The organism is Limosilactobacillus urinaemulieris (genome assembly GCF_014838745.1).
GTDB lineage: Bacteria > Bacillota > Bacilli > Lactobacillales > Lactobacillaceae > Limosilactobacillus > Limosilactobacillus urinaemulieris.
In genome coordinates this window covers 80,128-100,098 of the sequence record NZ_JABUXR010000006.1, presented here as the reverse complement: position 1 = coordinate 100,098, position 19,971 = coordinate 80,128, and the positions used below count along the sequence as shown (strand labels likewise).

Genomic DNA, 19,971 nt, shown 5'->3' with positions numbered 1-19,971 from the left:
TGTAATGTTCCTTTCTGCTTACCTAAAAAAGTGCCTCTTGGTTAAAAGTTTTTTTAGCTTTTATTGGTTGTCCATTATGACTTGATAAGTGTCCCTTATTCTCCACTAATTCATCCGATTCTTTATCGTCACTAAGAGTAAAGTGAACATTATCTTCAATCCATTCCCGCCGTGGCTCGACCTTATTCCCCATCAAAGTTGTTACCCGACGTTCAGCTAACTCGGCATCCTCAATTCGTACTTGAATCAATGTCCGTGTTTCAGGGTTCATTGTTGTTTCCCATAATTGATCGGCATTCATTTCACCAAGTCCCTTAAACCGTTGCAATTGGGCATTCTTCCCTGCTTTCTTGGTCAGTTCTGTCAATTCATCATTGGTCCATGCATAGGTGATCTTAGTTTTAGCACCCCGCCCTGTTTGTAAACGATATAACGGTGGCAAGGCGATATAAATTTTTCCGGCCTCAATCATTGGTCGCATATACTTGTAAAAGAATGTCAATAGCAAGATTTGAATATGTGCTCCATCATCATCAGCATCTGTCATGATAATAATTTTATCGTAGTTTGAATCGTCAACATTAAACTCAGAGCCAGCACCTGCACCAACTGTATAAATAATTGTGTTTAACTCTTCATTCTTTAACACATCATCAAGCTTAGCCTTTTCAGTATTTAAGACTTTTCCCCGTAACGGTAAAATGGCTTGGTATTTCCGGTCACGTCCCTGTTTAGCAGAGCCACCAGCAGAATCCCCTTCGACCAAGAATAGTTCATTCTTTTTAGCATTCTTTGATTGTGCTGGAGTTAGTTTTCCAGAAAGGTTTCGTTCTTTTCGACTCTTACGTTTGCCGCCACGAGCTTGGTTTCTTGCCTTTCGCGCTGCTTCACGAGCTTCACGGGCCTTGATTGACTTCCGAATCAGCATCTGGGCAAAATCGCCATTCTCCATTAATGCATAACCGAGCTGCTCGCCTACAATGGAATCCACAATTTTCCGTGCTTCTGGAGTTCCTAACTTATCTTTTGTCTGACCTTCAAATTGCAAAATTCGTTCAGGAATTCGAACAGAAACAACAGCAGTCAGTCCCTCACGAACATCACTTCCTTCAAGGTTCTTGTCCTTATCCTTCAGCAATCCAACCTTATGGGCGTACTCATTAAAAGTCTTGGTCCAAGCACTCCTAAACCCAGCCTCATGCGTTCCGCCATCTGGCGTGCGGACATTATTAACAAAGGAAAGCAATGATTCAGAGTAACCATCATTATATTGGGCAGCGACCTCGACCTCAACGCCATCCTGACTACCATCAAAGTATAAGACTTTACCTAAAGTATCTTTACCTTCATTCAAGTAAGTGACAAATTCTTGAATACCATCTTTATATTGAAAAATATCTTGCTTCTCATGATCCTGCCGCTTATCAGTTAGAACAATTTTAATTCCCTTTAACAGAAAGGCAGATTCTCGCAACCTATTTGCTAAGGTATTGTAATCATAAACAGTTGTCGTAAAGATGCTTGGATCAGGCTTGAAGGATACCGTTGTTCCGTTGCCGGCATTTGTATGACCGAGTTTTTTTAAGGTACCAATTGGCTGACCGCCATCCTTAAATTTTTCTTGATAGCGTTCATGATCACGGACAATCGTTAGAGTAAGGTTAGTTGATAAAGCATTAACTACTGAAGCACCAACCCCATGAAGTCCACCAGAAGTCTTATAACCATCTGATTGACCGAACTTACCACCAGCATGAAGAACCGTCATAATTACTTCAGGGGTCGGTTTCCCGGAAGCATGCATTCCGACTGGCATTCCCCGACCATGATCCTGAACCGTAATTGAATTGTCTTTTTCAATCGTAACGTTAATCTCGTCACCGTAACCAGATAATGCTTCATCAACTGCATTATCAACAATTTCGTATACGAGGTGGTGCAGTCCTCGTGAATCGGTAGATCCAATATACATCCCTGGTCGTTTCCGAACGGCCTCAAGTCCTTTTAAAACTTGAATTGACGATGCATCATACGTTTCTTTTTTTGTGGCCACAAAATGACCTCCCTTTTCATTTTGAACGTCTGTTCGATTTATATATTATACCGTAATTCGAACAGGATTGTAATAGTAATACTACAATCTTTAACAATAACGATAATACTTCATTTAATCCTTATTTTGCAAACTACAATTTTAAAATAGGTTCTCTAGTGGTTTCTAACAGGATTTCGTGCTATCTTTAGTGGGTAGCTATTTTTAAGGAGTAAATTGAATGATAATTAAAATAATTGGAATGGTGATTGTTGCCTATCTTTTAGGATCTATTCCATCAGGCTTGTGGATTGGTCAAACTTTTTACCACAAAGATATTCGAAAGCTTGGTAGTGGTAACATTGGAACCACGAATACCTTCCGTGAATTGGGGCCTAAAGCTGGAGTGGTGGTTCTCCTAATGGATGTCCTCAAGGGGACGCTAGCAGCTAGTCAGCCATATCTTTTAGGGGTTTCTCATTCGGTAAACCCGTTATTAATTGGGATTTTTGCCTCATTAGGACATACTTTTTCAATCTTTGACCATTTTCATGGTGGTAAAGCAGTTGCAACTAGTGCAGGGATTCTATTAGCATACAACCCACCACTATTTGCCCTTGCCTGTGCGATTTTTATCATTACTTTGTTGTTAACAAGCATGGCCAGCTGTGCCAGTATCGTTGGAATTACCTCAATATTTATCATTGCGCTTTGCGAGCACGATCTAATTCTTAGCTGCGTTGCTGGAATTTTAACTGCACTGGTTCTTTGGCGACATAAAAGTAATATTATTCGAATCATTACTGGCAAAGAATCCCTGGTAAGTTTTGGGCTTGTTTATTATCTAAAGAAAAAACATCATAAATAAAAAGCAGTTTGAGAACTCAAATTCTCGAACTGCTTTTATTTATAATCTTAAAATGGTTGGATGCTAAATTCGTACTTAGCATTATCTTGCGGTGCTAAACGATGCATCCCCTGTTTATGTAGCAATTTGCCATCTGCATTAACATTGTCCGCAATTCCCCACCATGGTTCTACACACACTAAATTAGCGTTAGTTGGGAATGGTGACCAAACCCCAACATGTTGGGTGCCAAGAGTATGAACATGAACGCCATGATTATTAGTTGGATCCGTTAAGGTTGCGGTAAACTTTGCACCACCCGTTTCAAAAATTACTGCATCGTTGTCAAATAGTTCATGACTAATTGTCATTGGCTTTTGCATGTCAATCATGATTGGGTTCTGTGAATCATTATAAGGTCCATTTAATACAACACGTGAATACTTTTCAGCGGGAGAAACACTAAGTTGAACCTGTTCGAAGGAACCTTGAGCGCTCAGTGGCATATTAAAACCAGGATGAGCACCAATTGCATAAATTAATGAATGATTACTATCAGGGTTAGTAACCGAGTAGCAAACATTTAATTGGTCATCAACTAGTTCATAAATTACACGGAGGTTAAAGGCAAACGGAAAGGCCTTTAATGTTTCTTCACTATCGGTCTGTTCAAGAGTAACCTGAGAAGAAGTCTGGTTGATAATCTTAAACTCACGATCCCGGGCAAAGCCATGTTGGGTTTGGTGGTATATCTTGCCGGCAAATTCATATTGATCATCTTTTAACCGACCGACGAATGGAAAAAGAATTGGTGCTTGACGTTTCCACGAAGCTGAATCTCCCTGCCACAGATATTCAATTCGGTTATCATTCCGCCGAATACTATGTAATTGGGCTCCTAGCTCAGCAATCTCAACAGTTAAATCATTGTTTTCTAGCTTAATCATAGTACCATTTCTCCTTAGTAAAAAGCTCTCTAACCGCATAATAGCAAATTAGAGGGTTCTTTTAAATTAGTAAAATAGTAAAATTTAGTAAAAATTATGAAAACGGTTTTACCATACTACTTTTGTGGTTCTTCTTCGTAGTCTCCATTCGGGCAAACGACCTGAGTACCACCCTTGATTTTCTTTTCGACAAGGAAATGACCATCTTTTGGACAGTTTCGTCCAATTGGCTTATCCCAAGAAACAAAGTCACAATCAGGATATCGTGAACAGCCGTAGAACACACGATTATTTTTCGACTTTCGTTCAACAACCGTTCCTTGACCACATTTTGGACAAGGAATTCCAGTATCCTTAACGATTGCTTTTGTGTTCCGACATTCAGGAAATCGTGAACAAGCATAAAACTTACCGTAGCGCCCCATTTTAACTACCATTGGAGCACCACAAATATCACAATCCATTCCAGCAAGTTCATCTTTCATTTCGATCTTAGAAACTTCACTCTCAGCGGTACTAACTTCCTTGGAGAATGGTTGATAGAAACTATCGACAACCCGAACCCAATTTTGCTTTCCCTCTTCAATTTGATCAAGTTTATCTTCAACATCAGCAGTAAACTTTGCATTAACAATGTCTGGAAACTGTTTTTCGATAATTGTATTGACGATTTCTCCTAATTCCGTTGGCTCAAAATGCCGTGAAACTAAGCGAACATAATAACGGCGCTGAATCGTGTCAAGTGTTGGTGCATAGGTTGAAGGACGACCAACACCGTTTTCTTCAAGTGTCTTAATCAAGGCAGCTTCAGTATACCGTGCAGGAGGTTGCGTGAAGTGCTGGGCAGGATCATCACTGACCATTTGAGCACTATCGCCTTCTTTTAGTTCAGGAAGTAAGTTATCCTTTTCTTTCCCCCGCTTGTAGACCTTCGTAAAGCCAGCAAACTTCACCTTTGAACCTGATGCCCGGAAATCAACGTTATTCTGTTGCAAGTTGACATTCATTGTATCAATAATTTCCGGTGTCATCTGACTAGCGACAAATCGTGACCAGATCAAACTATACAATTTATATTGATCATTAGTCAGATATGGCTTCATTTTGGCAGGCGCACGAAAAACAGACGTTGGACGGATAGCTTCGTGAGCATCTTGGGCCCCCTCAGGTAACTTACCCTTAATTGGCTTAACTGCAGCATATTCCCCGCCATATTCTTCATGAATAAACTTAGAGGCCTCATGCTTAGCAATTGATGCAATCCGAGTGGAATCAGTACGCATATAAGTGATCAAGCCGACAGGTGCTCCTTGCTTAATATCAATTCCTTCGTACAACATTTGAGCAGTCATCATTGTTTTTCGTGTACGGAAATTCAAACGACGGTTAGCATCCTGTTGCATCGTGGAAGTTGTAAACGGTGGCTGTGGTTGACGCTTACGCTCCCGTTTAGTCACCTTAGTAATTGCAAAGTCTTTATTCTTGTCAAGTTTACTTAAAACCTGTTGAACATCATTATTATTTTTTAAGCTAACTTTCTTGCCATTTTCGCCAAAAAATGTTGCCTTAAACTTTTCACGATTATGTTTAAATTCGGCATCAATTGTCCAATACTCTTCAGGCTTAAAATTCCTAATCTCGTTTTCTCGCTGGATAATTAAATTAAGGGCAACTGACTGAACACGACCAGCACTTAACCCCTTCTTAACCTTTTTCCATAAGATTGGACTAATGGAATAACCTACCAACCGATCAAGAACTCGTCGTGCTTGCTGGGCATCAACAAGATCCATGTTAATAGTTCGTGGCTCATTGAAGGCTTCCTTAACCGCATCCTTAGTGATTTCGTTAAATGTTACCCGATTTTTTTCAGAATCATCAAGCTTAAGAATATTTGAAACGTGCCAAGCAATTGCCTCTCCTTCACGATCAGGATCTGATGCAAGGTAGACTGCTTTTGCATTTTTAGCGTCTTTCCGTAATTCCTTAATCACGTCACCCTTACCCCGGATAGAAATATAATCAGGTTGATAGTCATTCTCAATATCAACCCCCATCCGACTCTTAGGTAAATCACGCACGTGACCTAAACTTGCTACTACCTTATAAGAGCGACCCAAAAACTTCCCAATTGTTTTGGCCTTTGATGGTGATTCAACAATCACTAATTTCTTTTTTGGTTTTGCGCGACGAGTTGTTTTTCGTTTACTCGTTGTCTTTTTCTTTGTAGTACTAGTTGCCATTATATTGGCTCCTTACTTCTATACTTTTAAATATCTTGCTTACTGATACTACTATTATTAATGCATTTATATAGTATCTGTCAAACTATATCCAATCGAATGTTGATTTTAATTAAAAAGGAGCCGAAATGCAAGGATTAATTCGTTAAAAGAAATTCGTCAAGGAGATCCTTTGCCGCTGTAATCGGTTTGGCTCCCGCCGCAATTAACTGATTACATCCCAATGATAGCGGAGCATCAATTCGTCCAGGAATTGCACAAACATTCCGATTTTCTTCTAAAGCAATATTTGCGGTAATTAGACTTCCGCTACGTTTCTTTGCTTCTACAACCAAGAGCGTTTCAGCAAGACCAGCGATAATTCTGTTACGTTCAGGGAAGTGCCAGGCTAATGGCTCCTCCCCTAACCCGTACTCAGAAATCACTAGCCCCTGCTCAGCAATCGCTTGCTGAAGATACTGATGATTTCGGGGATATACTTGATCTAATCCTGAACCAATAACACCAATTGTCTTTCCCTGATTTTTTAATGTAATCTCATGACTTAGACCGTCAACCCCTGCCGCTAGACCGCTTATGATTGTAATTCCCCGTTTTATAATCACTGGAAGAATCCCCTTTAACGCTGCTTCACCATAACTCGTCATCTGGCGAGCACCAACGACCGCTAAACCTTGTGTATTCAGAAGGCTAAGATCACCTTGATAAAATAGCACTAGTGGTGGACAGAAGATTTCATTTAGTTGTCGTGGATATTCACTATCCACAATCGTAATATATGACTGCTTCATATTTAATTGAATTTTCTCACGTAACTCAATACTGTCCCATTTTGTTAAAAGAGCATTTTGTGCACGAATACTAATACCAGCACGTTCAATTAACAAACTAAGATTATTAAATGACCGTGCTTTTTCCGCTGTTTGCCATAGTCGCCACCGGGAAACTGGGCTTAATCCCGGACAAAGGCTTAGTTTTAATAAAAATTCTCGAACTTGTAACATAAAAATTCCCCCTACTATTACAGTACGGAGAATTTTCAATTTACTATTATTTTAAATATTCCGGAACTGGATTAAATGAACGGCGGTGAATTGGGGTCGCCCCTAATTTACGTAAACCAGCTAAATGCTTTTTTGTCCCGTATCCCATATTTTCAGCAAAGTCATACCCAGGATAAACCTGATCATAATCGCGCATCAGATGATCTCGATACTCCTTAGCTACAATACTAGCTGCTGCTACACTAATTGATTTTTGATCTCCCTTAATTAAAGTTGTTTGGGGAATATCAAGTGCCGGTAAAGGAACAGCATCAACAATTAAGTGTTCGGGCTGATGATGTAATTGACGAACGCTTGTCATCATCGCGTCTTGCGTTGCTGCATAGATATTTAACTGATCGATTTTTGGCGAATCATTAACCGCAATGCTAACTTCAACTGCTTCGTTAACAATTTGCAGGTAAAGGTTTTCTCGCTCATGGCGGGTTAACTGTTTCGAGTCAGTGACCCCGATCAAATCAAAGTCTGGACTTAAAATAACAGCACACGTTACAACCGGCCCTGCTAATGGACCACGACCGACTTCATCCATTCCAGCAACATATTGGCATCCTTGCTGCCAATACTGTTTTTCAAATTTAAACCGGTGATGAAATGCAGCTAATGCTTTTTGATGGCGTTCTTCTCGTCGCTGCCACTGCTGAAGGGCATTTTGGACTCCCTTTCGCGGATCCTGAGCTAGTTCTAGTAATAATGGCGAATTCGAATCATGCACTGTTTGAAGGGCTTGTTTGACCTCCGCAATCGTTTGCTTACTCATTAATGCCATCCTCATTTAAATCAGCTGGAACCTCCATCGTAATGGGGCCTAACTTTCCCTTCCGTAATTCAAAGATTAACCGTTCACTAGCTCGATCATAGTCATCACGAAAGCCCATCTTTTCCGTAATTCTTAATAATAAATCTGGATTAGAAACACTTTCATCTAAGTCGGCATCCGTTAATCGGTACCGTTTCTTTAATTCTTCAGGTTGTTGGCAACGAAGATAGTCAAGGGCAAATAAGGCAACATCGTCTTTAGCGTAAAGACTATCTTTAATTGCCCCTGACAAAGCAAGCATTGTTCCTTGCTTCTGACTGGCAAATTTATGCCAAAGAACTCCGGGTGTATCTAGCAATTCCAACTCAGCTGATGAACGTAGCCACTGTTGACCAGTTGTAACTCCTGGACGGTTTCCTGTTACAGCAACGTTCTTTTTGACCAGGTGGTTTAATAGGGTTGATTTTCCAACATTGGGAACCCCCACGCACATTGCCCGAATAGGCCGCTTTTTTAATCCCTTGGCTGCCTCTTCTGCTAGCTTATCATGAAGGATCTCCTTACTCTTAGCGGTAACAATTTTACTAACATTTTGTTGACGAGAATCAAGTGCTACTACTGGCTGGTTATGTTCCTTAAAGTAAGTTAGCCATTCACCTAACCGTTTAGGATCCGCAAGATCCGTTTTAGTCATAATTAATAAACGCGGCTTATCACCTGCTGCTAACGCTATTTCTGGATTCTGTGAGGAATAAGGAACCCGGGCATCAACTAGTTCAAAGACAATATCAACTAAGGACATTTGTTCACGAATTTGCCGAAGCGCCTTCGCCATATGTCCAGGGAACCATTGAATTGTAACCATTTACCTTACCTCCTAATTCATTGCATCGCGATATTGTTGCCATGCGGTATCAAAGATTGTCATTGACGGTAAATAATCCGCATTTTCTTCTAGGTACTTTGAAATTTCGTCAAAATCTGTTGACTGCTTTGGAAAAGCTGAATCATAGAATGCATTATTAGCAAACTGTTCAACTTCATCCGCATCCGTAGGCTTTCTCTGAGTCATTAAATAGTGATAAAAGCTTTCACGAACTGCCATCTAATCCCCTCCTTTTATTTTTCAGGAACAGTAATTAGAAATTTAAACTGACCATCCTGCATATTAATTTCTTGCGCCGAATACTTTAATTGCCGATTCCTACTATAACGATTTAAATCTAGTAAAACAGTCTTTTTCTTTGGATTAATAGAAACCCACTTAGGAATATTATAATTTTTGGCAATATATCCCATCACAAATTTAATCGGAATATTGAGGCGACCAACGCTTAATCCTTTAGCACGCAAAAGAATGTTTCCCTGACTTGTCCGTTCAGGAATAAAATTAATTGCGAACCGAACCTTAGTACCAAGGAACTTAGTATCCCCGACTAAAGTTGCGTATTTTTCACCAACAATAAACTTATATTTAATTTTATTATCCTTTAAAAAATTATCCAAATAGTTTGCTGATAAGGCATTTACTTGTTTGCGGTTTAACTCCACCATTAATGATGAATCATTAGCCTTGGTGGTTTGCGACAATTCTGCTTGTGGTGCTGGTGCGGTTGCTCGCTGAAGAATAACACCACAGCTAATCACAATTAATAATACTAAAGTAATAAATGCCCATTTCCACCAGTTAATCTGTTTTTTACTATTTATTAACTATTTCCTCACATATTCCCAACTATCATACTTAACCATGCTCTTAAACAATTGACTTGCCATGTGCTGATATCCTAAATTATTCGGATGAAAATTATCTTCAGTCGAAATGTATTCGTTCAGATTACGGTCTTTGTTACTCATGATCGATAACAGTTGTGATTGCTGAACCTTTCCATGGTTCACCTTTTCTTCCTGTTGAATCAATTGTTGTCGTTGAGCCTTTGTTTGGTATTGGCCATATGACATTACCTTATAAATACTAACAAAATGCATTTTTGAATATTTCTTTGTGACACTTCGAGTTGCCTGATTCCACTGATTGATTGAGTCGTTAATTGCAGCTACATCTGGGAAGTATGTATAAACCGGGTTATAAATACCCATTACAAAGATCGGTGCATGTTTATTCTCTTTTCTTACGGCTGTAAATAGTTGGTTTAATTTATTCTCATATATCCCCTGTGCTTGATTAATGCTCGACTGGATTTTGGCTTGTGATTGCATCATAATGTCCTTTTCCAGTGTTTGCATTAAATCATTACCACCAACAGTCATTATGATTACATCAGCGTTTCTTAAATCTTTCCGCATCTCTGCCTGCTTATTTAGCCGAGCAAGGATCTGGTCAGAACGATCACCACTTATACCGTAGTTAGCGGTCGAAACACTAGTTTTCTTATACTTATCCTGAATTTTCTGCTTTATAATGCCTACATAGCCGCCATTTTTCTTCTCATCACCCTGTCCATAGGTAAGCGAATCACCGACTGCTACCAACTTCACGTGACGCTTTTCTACACGTTTAACTTGTTGTTCCTGTCTTACAGATGGTTGAATAAAATGCTGATAACCATACCATCCACCAACCATAAGAAGAGCAACCAACAAGGCGCCCCATAACCACTTTATTTTTTTTCATTATTATTTCACCCTTTACCAAAAAAAGCGGCATATTGACTATGACCGCTTCCGAAATGTTTAAATTTAAACTATTCAGTATAGTAAAGCAAACAACAAGCTCCTAAACCTGTATGTGTGGCGATAATCGGCACGGTTTCCCGAACTACGATATCGAGATTAGGTTCAAATTCCTTAATCTTCGTTAAAAGACGGTTGACTTCACTATCCCCTTCAACATGAGAAATACCAGCGCCCATAACTTTAGGGCCATTTTTCATTTCATCTAAAATTCGATTCCACTCTTTATGAAGGGCCTTCTTTCCCCGACCCTTCATAATAATATGGATCTGGCCGCCATAAACTTGAAGCATTAATTTAATGTTTAATAAATTAGAGAGAGCCCCCGCAAATTTGCTGACACGACCACCAGCAACCAAATTGTCTAAGTTATCAATTGCCAAATAAAGCTTAGAATGTGCAAGAACATACTTCATTCGTTCGATCGCATCCTCAACAGAGCCACCATTTTCAATTACTTTAGCCGCCTCAATGATCTGGAAAGCCATTCCCCGGTCGGTTGTCTGGGAGTCGTAAACAGTAACCTTAGTCTTCGTCATTCCAGCAGCTTGTTCAGCTGCATGAACAGTTCCACTAATAGATTCCATCATGTTGACACATAGAACCTCACTACCGTCTTCACCAAGTTTGTTAAACGCATCAACAAACCGTCCAATTGGTGGTTGGGATGTTTTAGGCAATGATTTAGCGTTTTTCATTAATTCTGGGAACTGGTCATTAGTAATTGTTTCCCGTTCCACATATACAGTTCCATCAATCATTACCGTTAATGGAACAACAGTAATGTCATACTTCTTTATTTCTTCTTCTGTTAATCCTGCAGAGGAATCACAAACGATCTTAATCTTTCCCATGAAAATTCACTCTTCCTAGAAAATGTTATGTTATAATGATCTAGTCTTAAAAACTAGATGGCAAAGTTTCATGAACCATTATGCGATATAAATTTGCGCTGGTCAACTTGTTTATTTATTATTTAAGTATAGCAAAAGTAGCGGTAAAATTCATTGCTACATTACACGAAAGGGGTAGAAAAATGGAAAAAAGCAGAGAAACAAAGCATTCAGTAATTATTGAAATTGGAAATGCAATTACCCATGGGATTGGTCTCGCCCTTGCAGTTGCTGGTTTAGTACTCCTAATACTTAAGGCCGTGCATACGGGTAGCCCAATGAGAATCGTTACTTTTACAATATATGGAAGTACCCTCGTATTATTTTATCTTTTCTCTACACTTTATCATTCGCTCTACTTTACCAAAGCACGACGAATTTTCCAAATCTTTGATCATGATTTTATCTATATCCTAATTGCTGGGACATATACTCCTTATTGTCTTGTAAGTATTAAGGGTTGGCAAGGCTGGACCCTATTTGGAGTTATTTGGGCGCTGGCAATTATAGGCGTTGTTTACAAAAGTATTTGGTTAAGGAAAAAAAGTCACTGGTCAACTCTCTTATACGTCCTGATGGGCTGGTTATGTATTGTCGCCTTTTGGCCGCTTTGGGATGCCTTAGGTCCAGTGGGGTTTGGCTTGCTCTTTGCGGGTGGCTTAACCTTTACAATCGGCGCACTATTTTACAGTCGGCCAACACAGTACACTCACCTTATTTGGCATATCTTTGTATTAGGAGGAACTACCTTTATGTTCTTTTCAATCCTTTTATTTGTTTAACTCCCAGGTTTCAAACCAACAACTAGTCTGACCATCTTCATTAACTTCATCACGGTTAATCAAATGCCATTGATCATAACTGATCGATGGCATTTTTACGTCACCGTTATAATGACCATTAATGATTGTTCGCTCAAGTTTATTTACTAACGGCATCATTAAGGAGAAAATTCGTGCACCACCAATTACATATACCTGATTATCCGGTAACGCATCAATCAGCTGGTCGAGAGTTTCAACATCATGGACAACCGTAACCTGGTCATTAGCAATTGATTGATGTGTTAACACAATATTCTGCCGGTGTGGTAACGGCTGACCAATCGAATTATAGTTTTTCCTTCCCATAATAATTGGGTGATTAGCTGTTAATTTGCGAAAATGTTTTAAGTCTGCTGAAACATGCCAAGGCAGCTGATTGTCCTTCCCAATCCAACCATCAAGATCCTCAGCCCAAATAAAATTAACTTCACGCATTTTTTTGTCTCCCCTTAATTTAAACTGCAACTGGTGCCTTAATAGCTGGTTCGTGAGTGTAGTTTTCTAATTTAATATCACTCATCTGGTATTCGTCAATCGGCTTAGGTTCATCCGGTAAGATTAATTTAGGCGCCTTATGTGGCGTTCGTGATAATTGTTCCTTGATCTGTGAAAGATGATTCAAATAAATATGAGCATCCCCCAAAGTATGAACAAAATCACCTACCTGCAGCCCGCATTGATGAGCAATCATGTGCGTTAACAATGCATAACTAGCGATATTAAATGGCACTCCAAGAAAGATATCGGCGCTTCGTTGGTATAGTTGGCAACTTAACTTCCCGTCATTCACATAAAACTGGAACATCGTATGGCAAGGAGGTAAGGCCATTGATGGAACATCTTCCGGGTTCCAGGCAGAAACAATCATCCGCCGCGAATCCGGAGTCGTCTTTATTTGATGAATCACATTAGCAATCTGATCAATTGTTTGCCCATTGCTAGTTTTCCAGTGACGCCACTGACTACCATAAACTAATCCCAAGTCACCATATTTCTTAGCAAAATCATCATCGTTAACAATCCGGTCACAAAAATCACGTTTTTCTTTTAAATAGACCTTCTTAAACTCAGGATCCTGAAGCCAGCGATGACCAAAATCCGTCATATCTGGACCATGATACTCATCACTCTCTACCCATTTTTTAAATGCCCATTCATCCCAAATATGATTTTTGTGTTTTAAAAGGAATTGAATGTTAGTATCTCCCCGAAGAAACCATAACAATTCACTTTTTATTAAGCCAAACGGAACCTTCTTGGTTGTAAGTAGTGGAAATCCTTTTTCAAGATTAAACCGCATTTGATAGCCAAAAACAGATCTTGTTCCCGTGCCGGTACGATCACCCTTAGTGTGACCATGCTCCAACACATATTGCGCTAAATTTAAATATTGTTGTTCATTTTCATTGATTGTCATTACGTATCCTCACTGTTAGTCAATGTAGTTACTTAAATATTCCCACCGCGCTGTTTTATTGTCAATTTCTTTTTTGACCTGATCTAGCTCCTTTTGCAATTCAGCTAGTTTTTGATAATTGGCAGACTGTTCGGTCATCTGTTTCTCAATTGACTTACGCTTATTATCAAGTTGATCAAGATCATCGTCAATATGATCCCATTCCAACTTTTCCGCATACGTTAGCTTAGTTTTTTTCTTTTCGCTTGAACTTGACATTGGCTGTTGACGCTTGGCAGTTTGTTGCTTTTTTGCAGCTCGTTTTTGTTGTTGCTCCTCTTCAGCCTGCTTTTTAGCATCAGTAAGGTAATCAGTAAAACGTCCAGTATAACGTTGAATATCACCATTACCGTGGAAAATTAACAAGTCATCAGCTACTTTGTCCAAGAAATAGCGATCATGAGAAACTGTAATAACAGTTCCCGCAAAGTTATCCAGATAATCTTCTAAAACCGTTAATGTTCCAATATCAAGATCGTTAGTTGGTTCGTCAAGAAGAAGGACGTTGGGCTGCTGCATAAGGATTTTCAGCAAGTACAGACGGCGTTTCTCACCACCTGAAAGCTTTCTAATCAACGTTCCGTGCATGAAGCGGGGGAATAAAAATCGCTCAAGAAGCTGGGTAACACTGAGCTTATTGCCGTCCTTATCGGTAACATTTTCAGCAATTTCACTCAGGAAACTAATCATTCGTTTATCATCATCAATTCCCTCAGTTTGCTGAGTGTAATAAGCAAGCTTTACCGTTTCACCAATTTTGAGCACCCCACTATCTAATGGCACCCGTTGTGCAATCACATTCAACAGGCTGGTCTTCCCTGCACCGTTTTCACCAGTAATTCCAATTCGGTCACCCGCCTGAACTAACCAATCAAAATTATGGAGAATTCGATGATCACCCAGAGTCAAATCGGCATTTTTAAATTTAATTACATCTTTACCAAGCCGTTGCGAGCCTAAATTGATTGAAATATCTTCGTCAGTTTTTAGATTACCAACCTTATCTTCAAGCTCATGGAAACGATTAATCCGTCCCTTTTGCTTGGTTGATCGGGCCTTAGCACCGGTTCGCATCCATGCTAATTCCTTCTTGTATAGTTGCTGATTCTTTTTCTCGGTATCCTTAGCTAATTCTACCCGTTCTGCCTTTTGCCGAACAAAGTCTTGATAATTACCATCATAATGATAAAGGTGACCAAATGACAATTCCCAGATGTGGTTAGTAACTTGGTCGAGAAAGTACCGATCGTGAGTTACCAAAAGGACTGCTCCCTTATAAGAAGCAAGAAAGTCTTGAAGCCAAACTACTGAATCAAGGTCTAAGTGGTTGGTTGGTTCATCTAAAAGCAATAAATCTGGGTGTTGAATTAATACCTGTGCTAGCCCTACTCGCTTCTGCTGACCACCAGATAATTCACTAACCTTTTGACTAACGTTCTTAATTTTTAATTGGGTAAGGATCGTTTTAACCCGGCTATCAGCTTCCCATGCATCCTCTTGATCCATCTTTGCTTGTAACTTCGTGTATTGATCCATTGCTTGAGGATCTTCGGGATGATTACTAAAACGATCAAGTGCAAGTTCATATTCCCGAATAGTTTGAAAAACAGGCTGATCGCCTTCAAATATTGCATCCATAATCGTTTTGGTTGGGTCAAGCGCTGGCTGTTGTTGCAGATACCCAATCGTGTAGTCATTTGGTGTAGTGATCGAGCCGCTTTCCGGACTCGTCCGCTTACTGATAACGTTAAGGAGACTGGTCTTCCCACTCCCGTTAACACCGATTAAACCAATTCGATCGTTTTCATTAATTATAAAGGAGACATTATCAAACAGGGTTTTCTCACCATAAGTACTGGTTAATCCCTCAGCTTGCATTGTTTGCATCTCGTTTTATCCCTCTTTTTTTAATTTTTTCTGCTTCATTAATTAAGTTTTCCCTATCATTAGGCAATTCACCGTTAACAACTTGTACTGTTAGCTTTTTAATGATCTTTCCTAGTAATGGACCAGGCTTTATCCCTGCATCATTAATTAGAATTCCCCCATTAACAGCCAGTTCTTTACCGCTTTTAATGGGTAATGAGTCGTACTGCTTCATTAATTGTTCATCAGGAATTGCCCAGCCATATAATTTAGCAACTTGATTAGCATCCTGGACAGCTTTTTTCCCAGCCTTAAATAAGGTTAGCGGTGATAAATCACTAGTTCTTAATCCAGCAATCACTGGAAGCATCTTCTTCACATTGGTGATCAGTTCGTTAGAAGTCTTCCACCGGCGAAGAAACTTACCACTCTCTTGTAAACTCAAGCCAAGTTGGGTCACAAGTGTAGCCCATGCCTGCTCATTGTTTTGAAGTTGCCAATTATTTAATAATAACAGACCACTTAATTTTTCCTTTTGTCCAGATAATCCTGGACAATATTGATAAAGACCCGTTTGCAGAAACTCATTCAGGCCTGCTACCGGATTTTGTCCTAGTAATAATTTCTCGAATTCGACTCGAATCCGTTCAACCGCAATTTTGTCCAACAGAGGTGCATTCTGCTTAATCCCATCAAGGGTCTTTGTAGCAATTACGAAATCCAATTTACTAGCAAAGCGAACAGCGCGCATCATCCGCAATGCGTCTTCATGGAATCGCTCATTAGGATCCCCGACAGCCTTGATTAAATGATGTTTTAGGTCGTCTAAACCATTAAAAAGATCAATTACCTCACCATTTTCCTTCAACGCGAGTGCATTAATCGTAAAATCACGCCGTTTAAGATCCTCGCTTAACGACCGAACAAAGGTTACCTTATCAGGACGCCGAAAATCTTGGTAGCCAGATTCGGTTCGAAATGTTGTGGTTTCATATCCCGTCCCATGATCAAGAATCATCACCGTGCCATGTTCGATCCCAGTATCAACGGTGCGGTTAAAAATCGCTTTAATTTCACTTGGATAAGCACTGGTAGCAATATCAATATCATGGATTGAATCGCCTAAGATCGTGTCACGAACGCAACCACCCACAAAATAGGCTTCGAATCCTGCTTCCTCAATTTTTTGGAGTACTGGTCGTGTAGGTTCAAAGATTGGTGGTAAGTGTTTGATGATCATTTAATCAAGTCCTTCATTTTTTAGTCAACCTCGATTATAGCAAATCTAGCAAGGGCGTGTGAACTGTTGTGGGTTCTTTTCTTTTGAGTGATTTTGGTTTAAAATGTTAGTTAAAGTAAATATCTGCTTATCAAGGAGACGAAACATGAATTACCCATACCAAGACCGTTTTCAATTATTCTTAAATCAACAGGGACTGGCACCACTAACAATTAAGACCTACGATGCTACCCTAACTCATTTCTTCACTTTTCTCATGGACAATCGACCAGAATTTGCTACTAGTCCTCAGCTAATTAACCTTACCGAAACCGACGTTCGTGCCTTCCTGACTGCCCTAAAAGAAAATGAAAAGATTACCCTTAGCACTTACAACAAGAACCTTTCCCACCTGAATCGTTATTTTCGTTACCTTTTTACTCATAAGTTAATCAAGATTTACCCAACCCTGACAATCCACGGGAAAGCAACTAGCAATAATAAGCGGTTAACAACTAAGTGGCTTGAAAAGCTTCCTGAAATTCTCCAGGATAACCAAATTCACTTTTACACTCGCCTAACAATTTTTCTCTCCAGTCGCGGATACACGGTTAGTGAATTCCTTGCTCCCGGTTTTGAAAACGTTTGGCAAAAGCTTAGTCCTGCTAATGAAACCGAGAAGAAATTCATCAGTAACTTTAATTTCTTCATTAAGCCCTTACAAGAACTCCAACATTCTCCCCAAATCTTTCTTAAGCAGCGGTTCTCACCGGATAATCCCGGACTTTCAAATGCTGGTCTGCATAAATACCTGCGTCAAGATGAAGGTTATCTTGCCTTTACTTTAGCCTAGCCCCAAAATTTCTCCATCAGGCATACATTCTCTACGAACTCAACAATCATCCAAAGCTTTCTCCTGCCCAATTGATGGAGAAATTACGGTTGGACCCAGCTTCACTACTGTATTATCAAAAGCAACTGATTAACCATAATAAATAAAGTCCCCTAACACTCCGTTTCCTGACATTTCTGTCATTCGGATTGAAAGTTAAGGGACTTTTATTTACTTGAAATTAGAATTGTTTCTTTTTAACTACTCCTAAGCCAAAGATAGCTGTAAGGGCGCCTAATGCAATTAATGATATTGAGTTATCATTTCCAGTTTGTGGAAGACTATTTTTCTTTTGGCTTTGGTTTGAACTTGGGTTACTTGCTTGTGAGCTATTAGGTGCAACAAATGCTACTTGAGCTGGTTTATCACCTAATCCACTCTTGATATCTGCCGCACCAAAACTAACCTTGTCATCATTTATTGACTGAGCTACACCTGAACTAGTATTTAATTGAGTGGCACTGCTGTCGCTTTGTTTAGCCGCACTTAAACTAGCACTGTTGTCACTTGACTTAGCTGCACTCGAGCTGGCACTACTGTCACTTGGTTTAGCTGCACTCGAACTGGAACTGCTATCACTCGGTTTAGCTGCACTCGAACTAGCACTGCTATCACTTGGCTTGGCCGCACTCGAACTAGCACTGCTGTCACTTGGCTTAGCTGCACTCGAACTAGCACTACTGTCACTTGGTTTAGCTGCACTCGAACTAGCACTGCTATCACTTGGCTTGGCCGCACTCGAGCTGGCACTGCTATCACTTGGCTTAGCTGCACTCGAACTAGCACTGCTATCACTTGGCTTGGCCGCACTCGAACTAGCACTGCTATCACTTGGCTTGGCCGCACTCGAGCTGGCACTGCTATCACTTGGCTTAGCTGCACTCGAACTAGCACTGCTATCACTTGGCTTGGCCGCACTCGAGCTGGCACTGCTGTCACTTGGCTTAGCTGCACTCGAGCTGGCACTACTGTCACTTGGTTTAGCTGCACTCGAACTGGCACTGCTGTCGCTTGGCTTGGCCGCACTCGAACTAGCACTGCTATCACTTGGTTTTGCTGCACTCGAACCAGCACTGCTATCGCTTGACTGTAATTTTGCTAGCTCAGCTTTTAATGCTGTTAACTTAAAATTGGCTTGTGCTAAGGCATTGCTGGCCTGATTAACTGCTTGAGTTGCATTATCATTGTTTCTAGCAGCTTGTGTATAATCATCATTAATTTTATTTAACTTTGCACTATATTGGTTCAAAAAGGCAACTGCTTTATTGTACTTATTTTGATCCTCTGGGGATAGGTACGATGGATCAAAAGTATACCATCCGCCTAGGTTTGCCCAATTCTCAGTATGTAAAGGTGAATCCCTAAATTTTCTCCATTTAGTAAGAGCGGCTTGAGAGTCAGCTGATGCCTTTTCGTAAGCCTTGTTTCCTTGTTTCACTAAGGGGATCATTTCTTGATATTTTGCATTGTATTTCTCCCTCTCCTTAGTGAGTTCTTCAATAGTAGCTTGATCCTGATCAGAAAAATGTCCCCTACGATTATCATATATTTGTTGTATTTTATTATAAGCATCTAACCATTTATTATAATATTGTTCTTGCAACTTTTCCGGTTCTGAAGTCAATAAATCGTTAGCTTCACTCCTCAATCGGTCATAATCTGCAAATAATTGAGTATCTGTTTTATTATATAGATCTATCGTTGTGGGCGCGTAATTTTTATATTGTCTTACATATCGCTGATTTCTTGCCCAATCTCCACCGATTTTCATAAGCTCTTTACTAGCTTCTTCCTGGGCAGTTTTAGCATTATTATAGTCATTCTGCTTTTGCTGAACTTCAGTCTGAGCTTGCTTAATTTGTTGCTCTAACTCAGCCTGCTTTGAAGCATTATCAATTGACTGATTATTGGTTTGAGCGTCACTCACGGTCAAAGGTTGGTCATTCTGGATTTGGGCCACTGTCGAATTAGTATTTTGTTCATCATTTGCTGCATGAACTGGTGAACTAGCATATAATCCAGTAGCGGTAATTGCAGCTGTCAATATTGTTGCGGTTACCCAATTTTTCCCGGACTTATATAATTTCTTATGTTCTTTCATTATTAACTCCTCCTAATACCTGTCGTTAGGACAGATCTTACTACCCCCCCCTCATAAAAAATCAAGTGTTTTTATACAACAAAAGCAACTAATGATTATTAAGCATCTTAATCATTAGTTGCTTTTGTTTATT

General features: G+C 39.8%; 18 protein-coding genes. 3 read left to right on the top strand and 15 right to left on the bottom strand.

The window, feature by feature from the left end; translation table 11 throughout:
• Window positions 1-22: 22 nt before the first annotated feature.
• Window positions 23-2,053 carry a DNA topoisomerase IV subunit B gene (parE, locus tag HUK45_RS04530; protein ID WP_191911280.1) on the bottom strand — a complete coding sequence of 677 codons (2,031 nt, stop codon included), beginning with the start codon at window positions 2,051-2,053 and terminating at the stop codon, window positions 23-25.
• A 220-nt stretch (window positions 2,054-2,273) separates the two neighbouring features.
• Between parE and plsY the strand changes: the two genes are divergently transcribed.
• A complete protein-coding gene (gene plsY, locus HUK45_RS04525) occupies window positions 2,274-2,900 on the top strand; it encodes a glycerol-3-phosphate 1-O-acyltransferase PlsY (RefSeq protein WP_191911279.1) in 627 nt (208 codons plus the stop codon).
• Window positions 2,901-2,947: 47 nt separating this feature from the next.
• Here plsY and HUK45_RS04520 read toward each other — a convergent pair whose 3' ends face one another.
• The 9 genes from HUK45_RS04520 to HUK45_RS04480 all read right to left on the bottom strand — a co-directional run bounded on the left by HUK45_RS04520 (window position 2,948) and on the right by HUK45_RS04480 (window position 11,441).
• The gene (locus HUK45_RS04520) at window positions 2,948-3,826 is read right to left on the bottom strand and encodes an aldose 1-epimerase family protein (RefSeq protein ID WP_191911278.1); all 879 of its coding nucleotides are present in this window, start codon (window positions 3,824-3,826) and stop codon (window positions 2,948-2,950) included.
• A gap of 116 nt (window positions 3,827-3,942) precedes the next feature.
• Window positions 3,943-6,069, bottom strand: coding sequence for a type I DNA topoisomerase (gene topA, locus HUK45_RS04515; protein ID WP_191911277.1), 2,127 nt, complete (start codon window positions 6,067-6,069; stop codon window positions 3,943-3,945).
• A gap of 137 nt (window positions 6,070-6,206) precedes the next feature.
• On the bottom strand, window positions 6,207-7,073 hold the full coding sequence (dprA, locus tag HUK45_RS04510; protein WP_191911276.1) for a DNA-processing protein DprA: 867 nt from the start codon (window positions 7,071-7,073) through the stop codon (window positions 6,207-6,209).
• A gap of 46 nt (window positions 7,074-7,119) precedes the next feature.
• Window positions 7,120-7,893: a ribonuclease HII gene (locus HUK45_RS04505; RefSeq protein WP_191911275.1), complete on the bottom strand. Its 774-nt coding sequence runs from the start codon at window positions 7,891-7,893 to the stop codon at window positions 7,120-7,122.
• A complete protein-coding gene (gene ylqF, locus HUK45_RS04500; RefSeq protein WP_191911274.1) occupies window positions 7,886-8,758 on the bottom strand; it encodes a ribosome biogenesis GTPase YlqF in 873 nt (290 codons plus the stop codon). The genes HUK45_RS04505 and ylqF overlap by 8 nt, the downstream gene beginning before the upstream one ends.
• Before the next feature lie 12 nt (window positions 8,759-8,770).
• The gene (locus HUK45_RS04495; RefSeq protein WP_102168838.1) at window positions 8,771-8,998 is read right to left on the bottom strand and encodes a YozE family protein; all 228 of its coding nucleotides are present in this window, start codon (window positions 8,996-8,998) and stop codon (window positions 8,771-8,773) included.
• Window positions 8,999-9,012: 14 nt separating this feature from the next.
• Window positions 9,013-9,603 carry a YpmS family protein gene (locus HUK45_RS04490; RefSeq protein ID WP_191911293.1) on the bottom strand — a complete coding sequence of 197 codons (591 nt, stop codon included), beginning with the start codon at window positions 9,601-9,603 and terminating at the stop codon, window positions 9,013-9,015.
• Window positions 9,604-9,606: 3 nt separating this feature from the next.
• Window positions 9,607-10,479 (bottom strand): SGNH/GDSL hydrolase family protein, encoded by an 873-nt coding sequence (locus tag HUK45_RS04485; protein WP_191911292.1) that lies wholly within the window; start codon window positions 10,477-10,479, stop codon window positions 9,607-9,609.
• Between the two features lie 119 nt (window positions 10,480-10,598).
• Entirely contained in the window at window positions 10,599-11,441 is an 843-nt protein-coding gene (locus HUK45_RS04480; RefSeq protein WP_191911273.1) for a DegV family protein, read from the bottom strand.
• A gap of 182 nt (window positions 11,442-11,623) precedes the next feature.
• On the opposite strand from HUK45_RS04480, the gene trhA reads away from it, so the two are divergent.
• Complete coding sequence (gene trhA, locus HUK45_RS04475; RefSeq protein ID WP_191911272.1) at window positions 11,624-12,262, top strand: PAQR family membrane homeostasis protein TrhA; 639 nt, start codon at window positions 11,624-11,626, stop codon at window positions 12,260-12,262.
• Here the strand turns inward: trhA and HUK45_RS04470 are convergent.
• Genes HUK45_RS04470 through HUK45_RS04455 form a run of 4 tightly spaced genes read right to left on the bottom strand, consistent with a single transcriptional unit; the run spans window position 12,251 to window position 16,866 of the window.
• The gene (locus tag HUK45_RS04470; RefSeq protein ID WP_191911271.1) at window positions 12,251-12,739 is read right to left on the bottom strand and encodes a dihydrofolate reductase; all 489 of its coding nucleotides are present in this window, start codon (window positions 12,737-12,739) and stop codon (window positions 12,251-12,253) included. The two genes, trhA and HUK45_RS04470, sit on opposite strands and share 12 nt — an antisense overlap.
• A gap of 19 nt (window positions 12,740-12,758) precedes the next feature.
• Window positions 12,759-13,721, bottom strand: a complete 963-nt coding sequence (locus tag HUK45_RS04465; RefSeq protein ID WP_191911270.1) for a thymidylate synthase — start codon at window positions 13,719-13,721, stop codon at window positions 12,759-12,761.
• A gap of 15 nt (window positions 13,722-13,736) precedes the next feature.
• A complete protein-coding gene (locus tag HUK45_RS04460) occupies window positions 13,737-15,647 on the bottom strand; it encodes an ABC-F family ATP-binding cassette domain-containing protein (RefSeq protein ID WP_191911269.1) in 1,911 nt (636 codons plus the stop codon).
• Complete coding sequence (locus HUK45_RS04455) at window positions 15,628-16,866, bottom strand: CCA tRNA nucleotidyltransferase (protein WP_191911268.1); 1,239 nt, start codon at window positions 16,864-16,866, stop codon at window positions 15,628-15,630. Before HUK45_RS04455 ends, HUK45_RS04460 begins: the two co-directional genes overlap by 20 nt.
• A gap of 145 nt (window positions 16,867-17,011) precedes the next feature.
• On the opposite strand from HUK45_RS04455, the gene HUK45_RS04450 reads away from it, so the two are divergent.
• Complete coding sequence (locus tag HUK45_RS04450; protein ID WP_235971997.1) at window positions 17,012-17,698, top strand: phage integrase N-terminal SAM-like domain-containing protein; 687 nt, start codon at window positions 17,012-17,014, stop codon at window positions 17,696-17,698.
• A 220-nt stretch (window positions 17,699-17,918) separates the two neighbouring features.
• Here HUK45_RS04450 and HUK45_RS04445 read toward each other — a convergent pair whose 3' ends face one another.
• Window positions 17,919-19,838 (bottom strand): KxYKxGKxW signal peptide domain-containing protein, encoded by a 1,920-nt coding sequence (locus HUK45_RS04445; protein WP_191911267.1) that lies wholly within the window; start codon window positions 19,836-19,838, stop codon window positions 17,919-17,921.
• Window positions 19,839-19,971 lie beyond the last annotated feature (133 nt).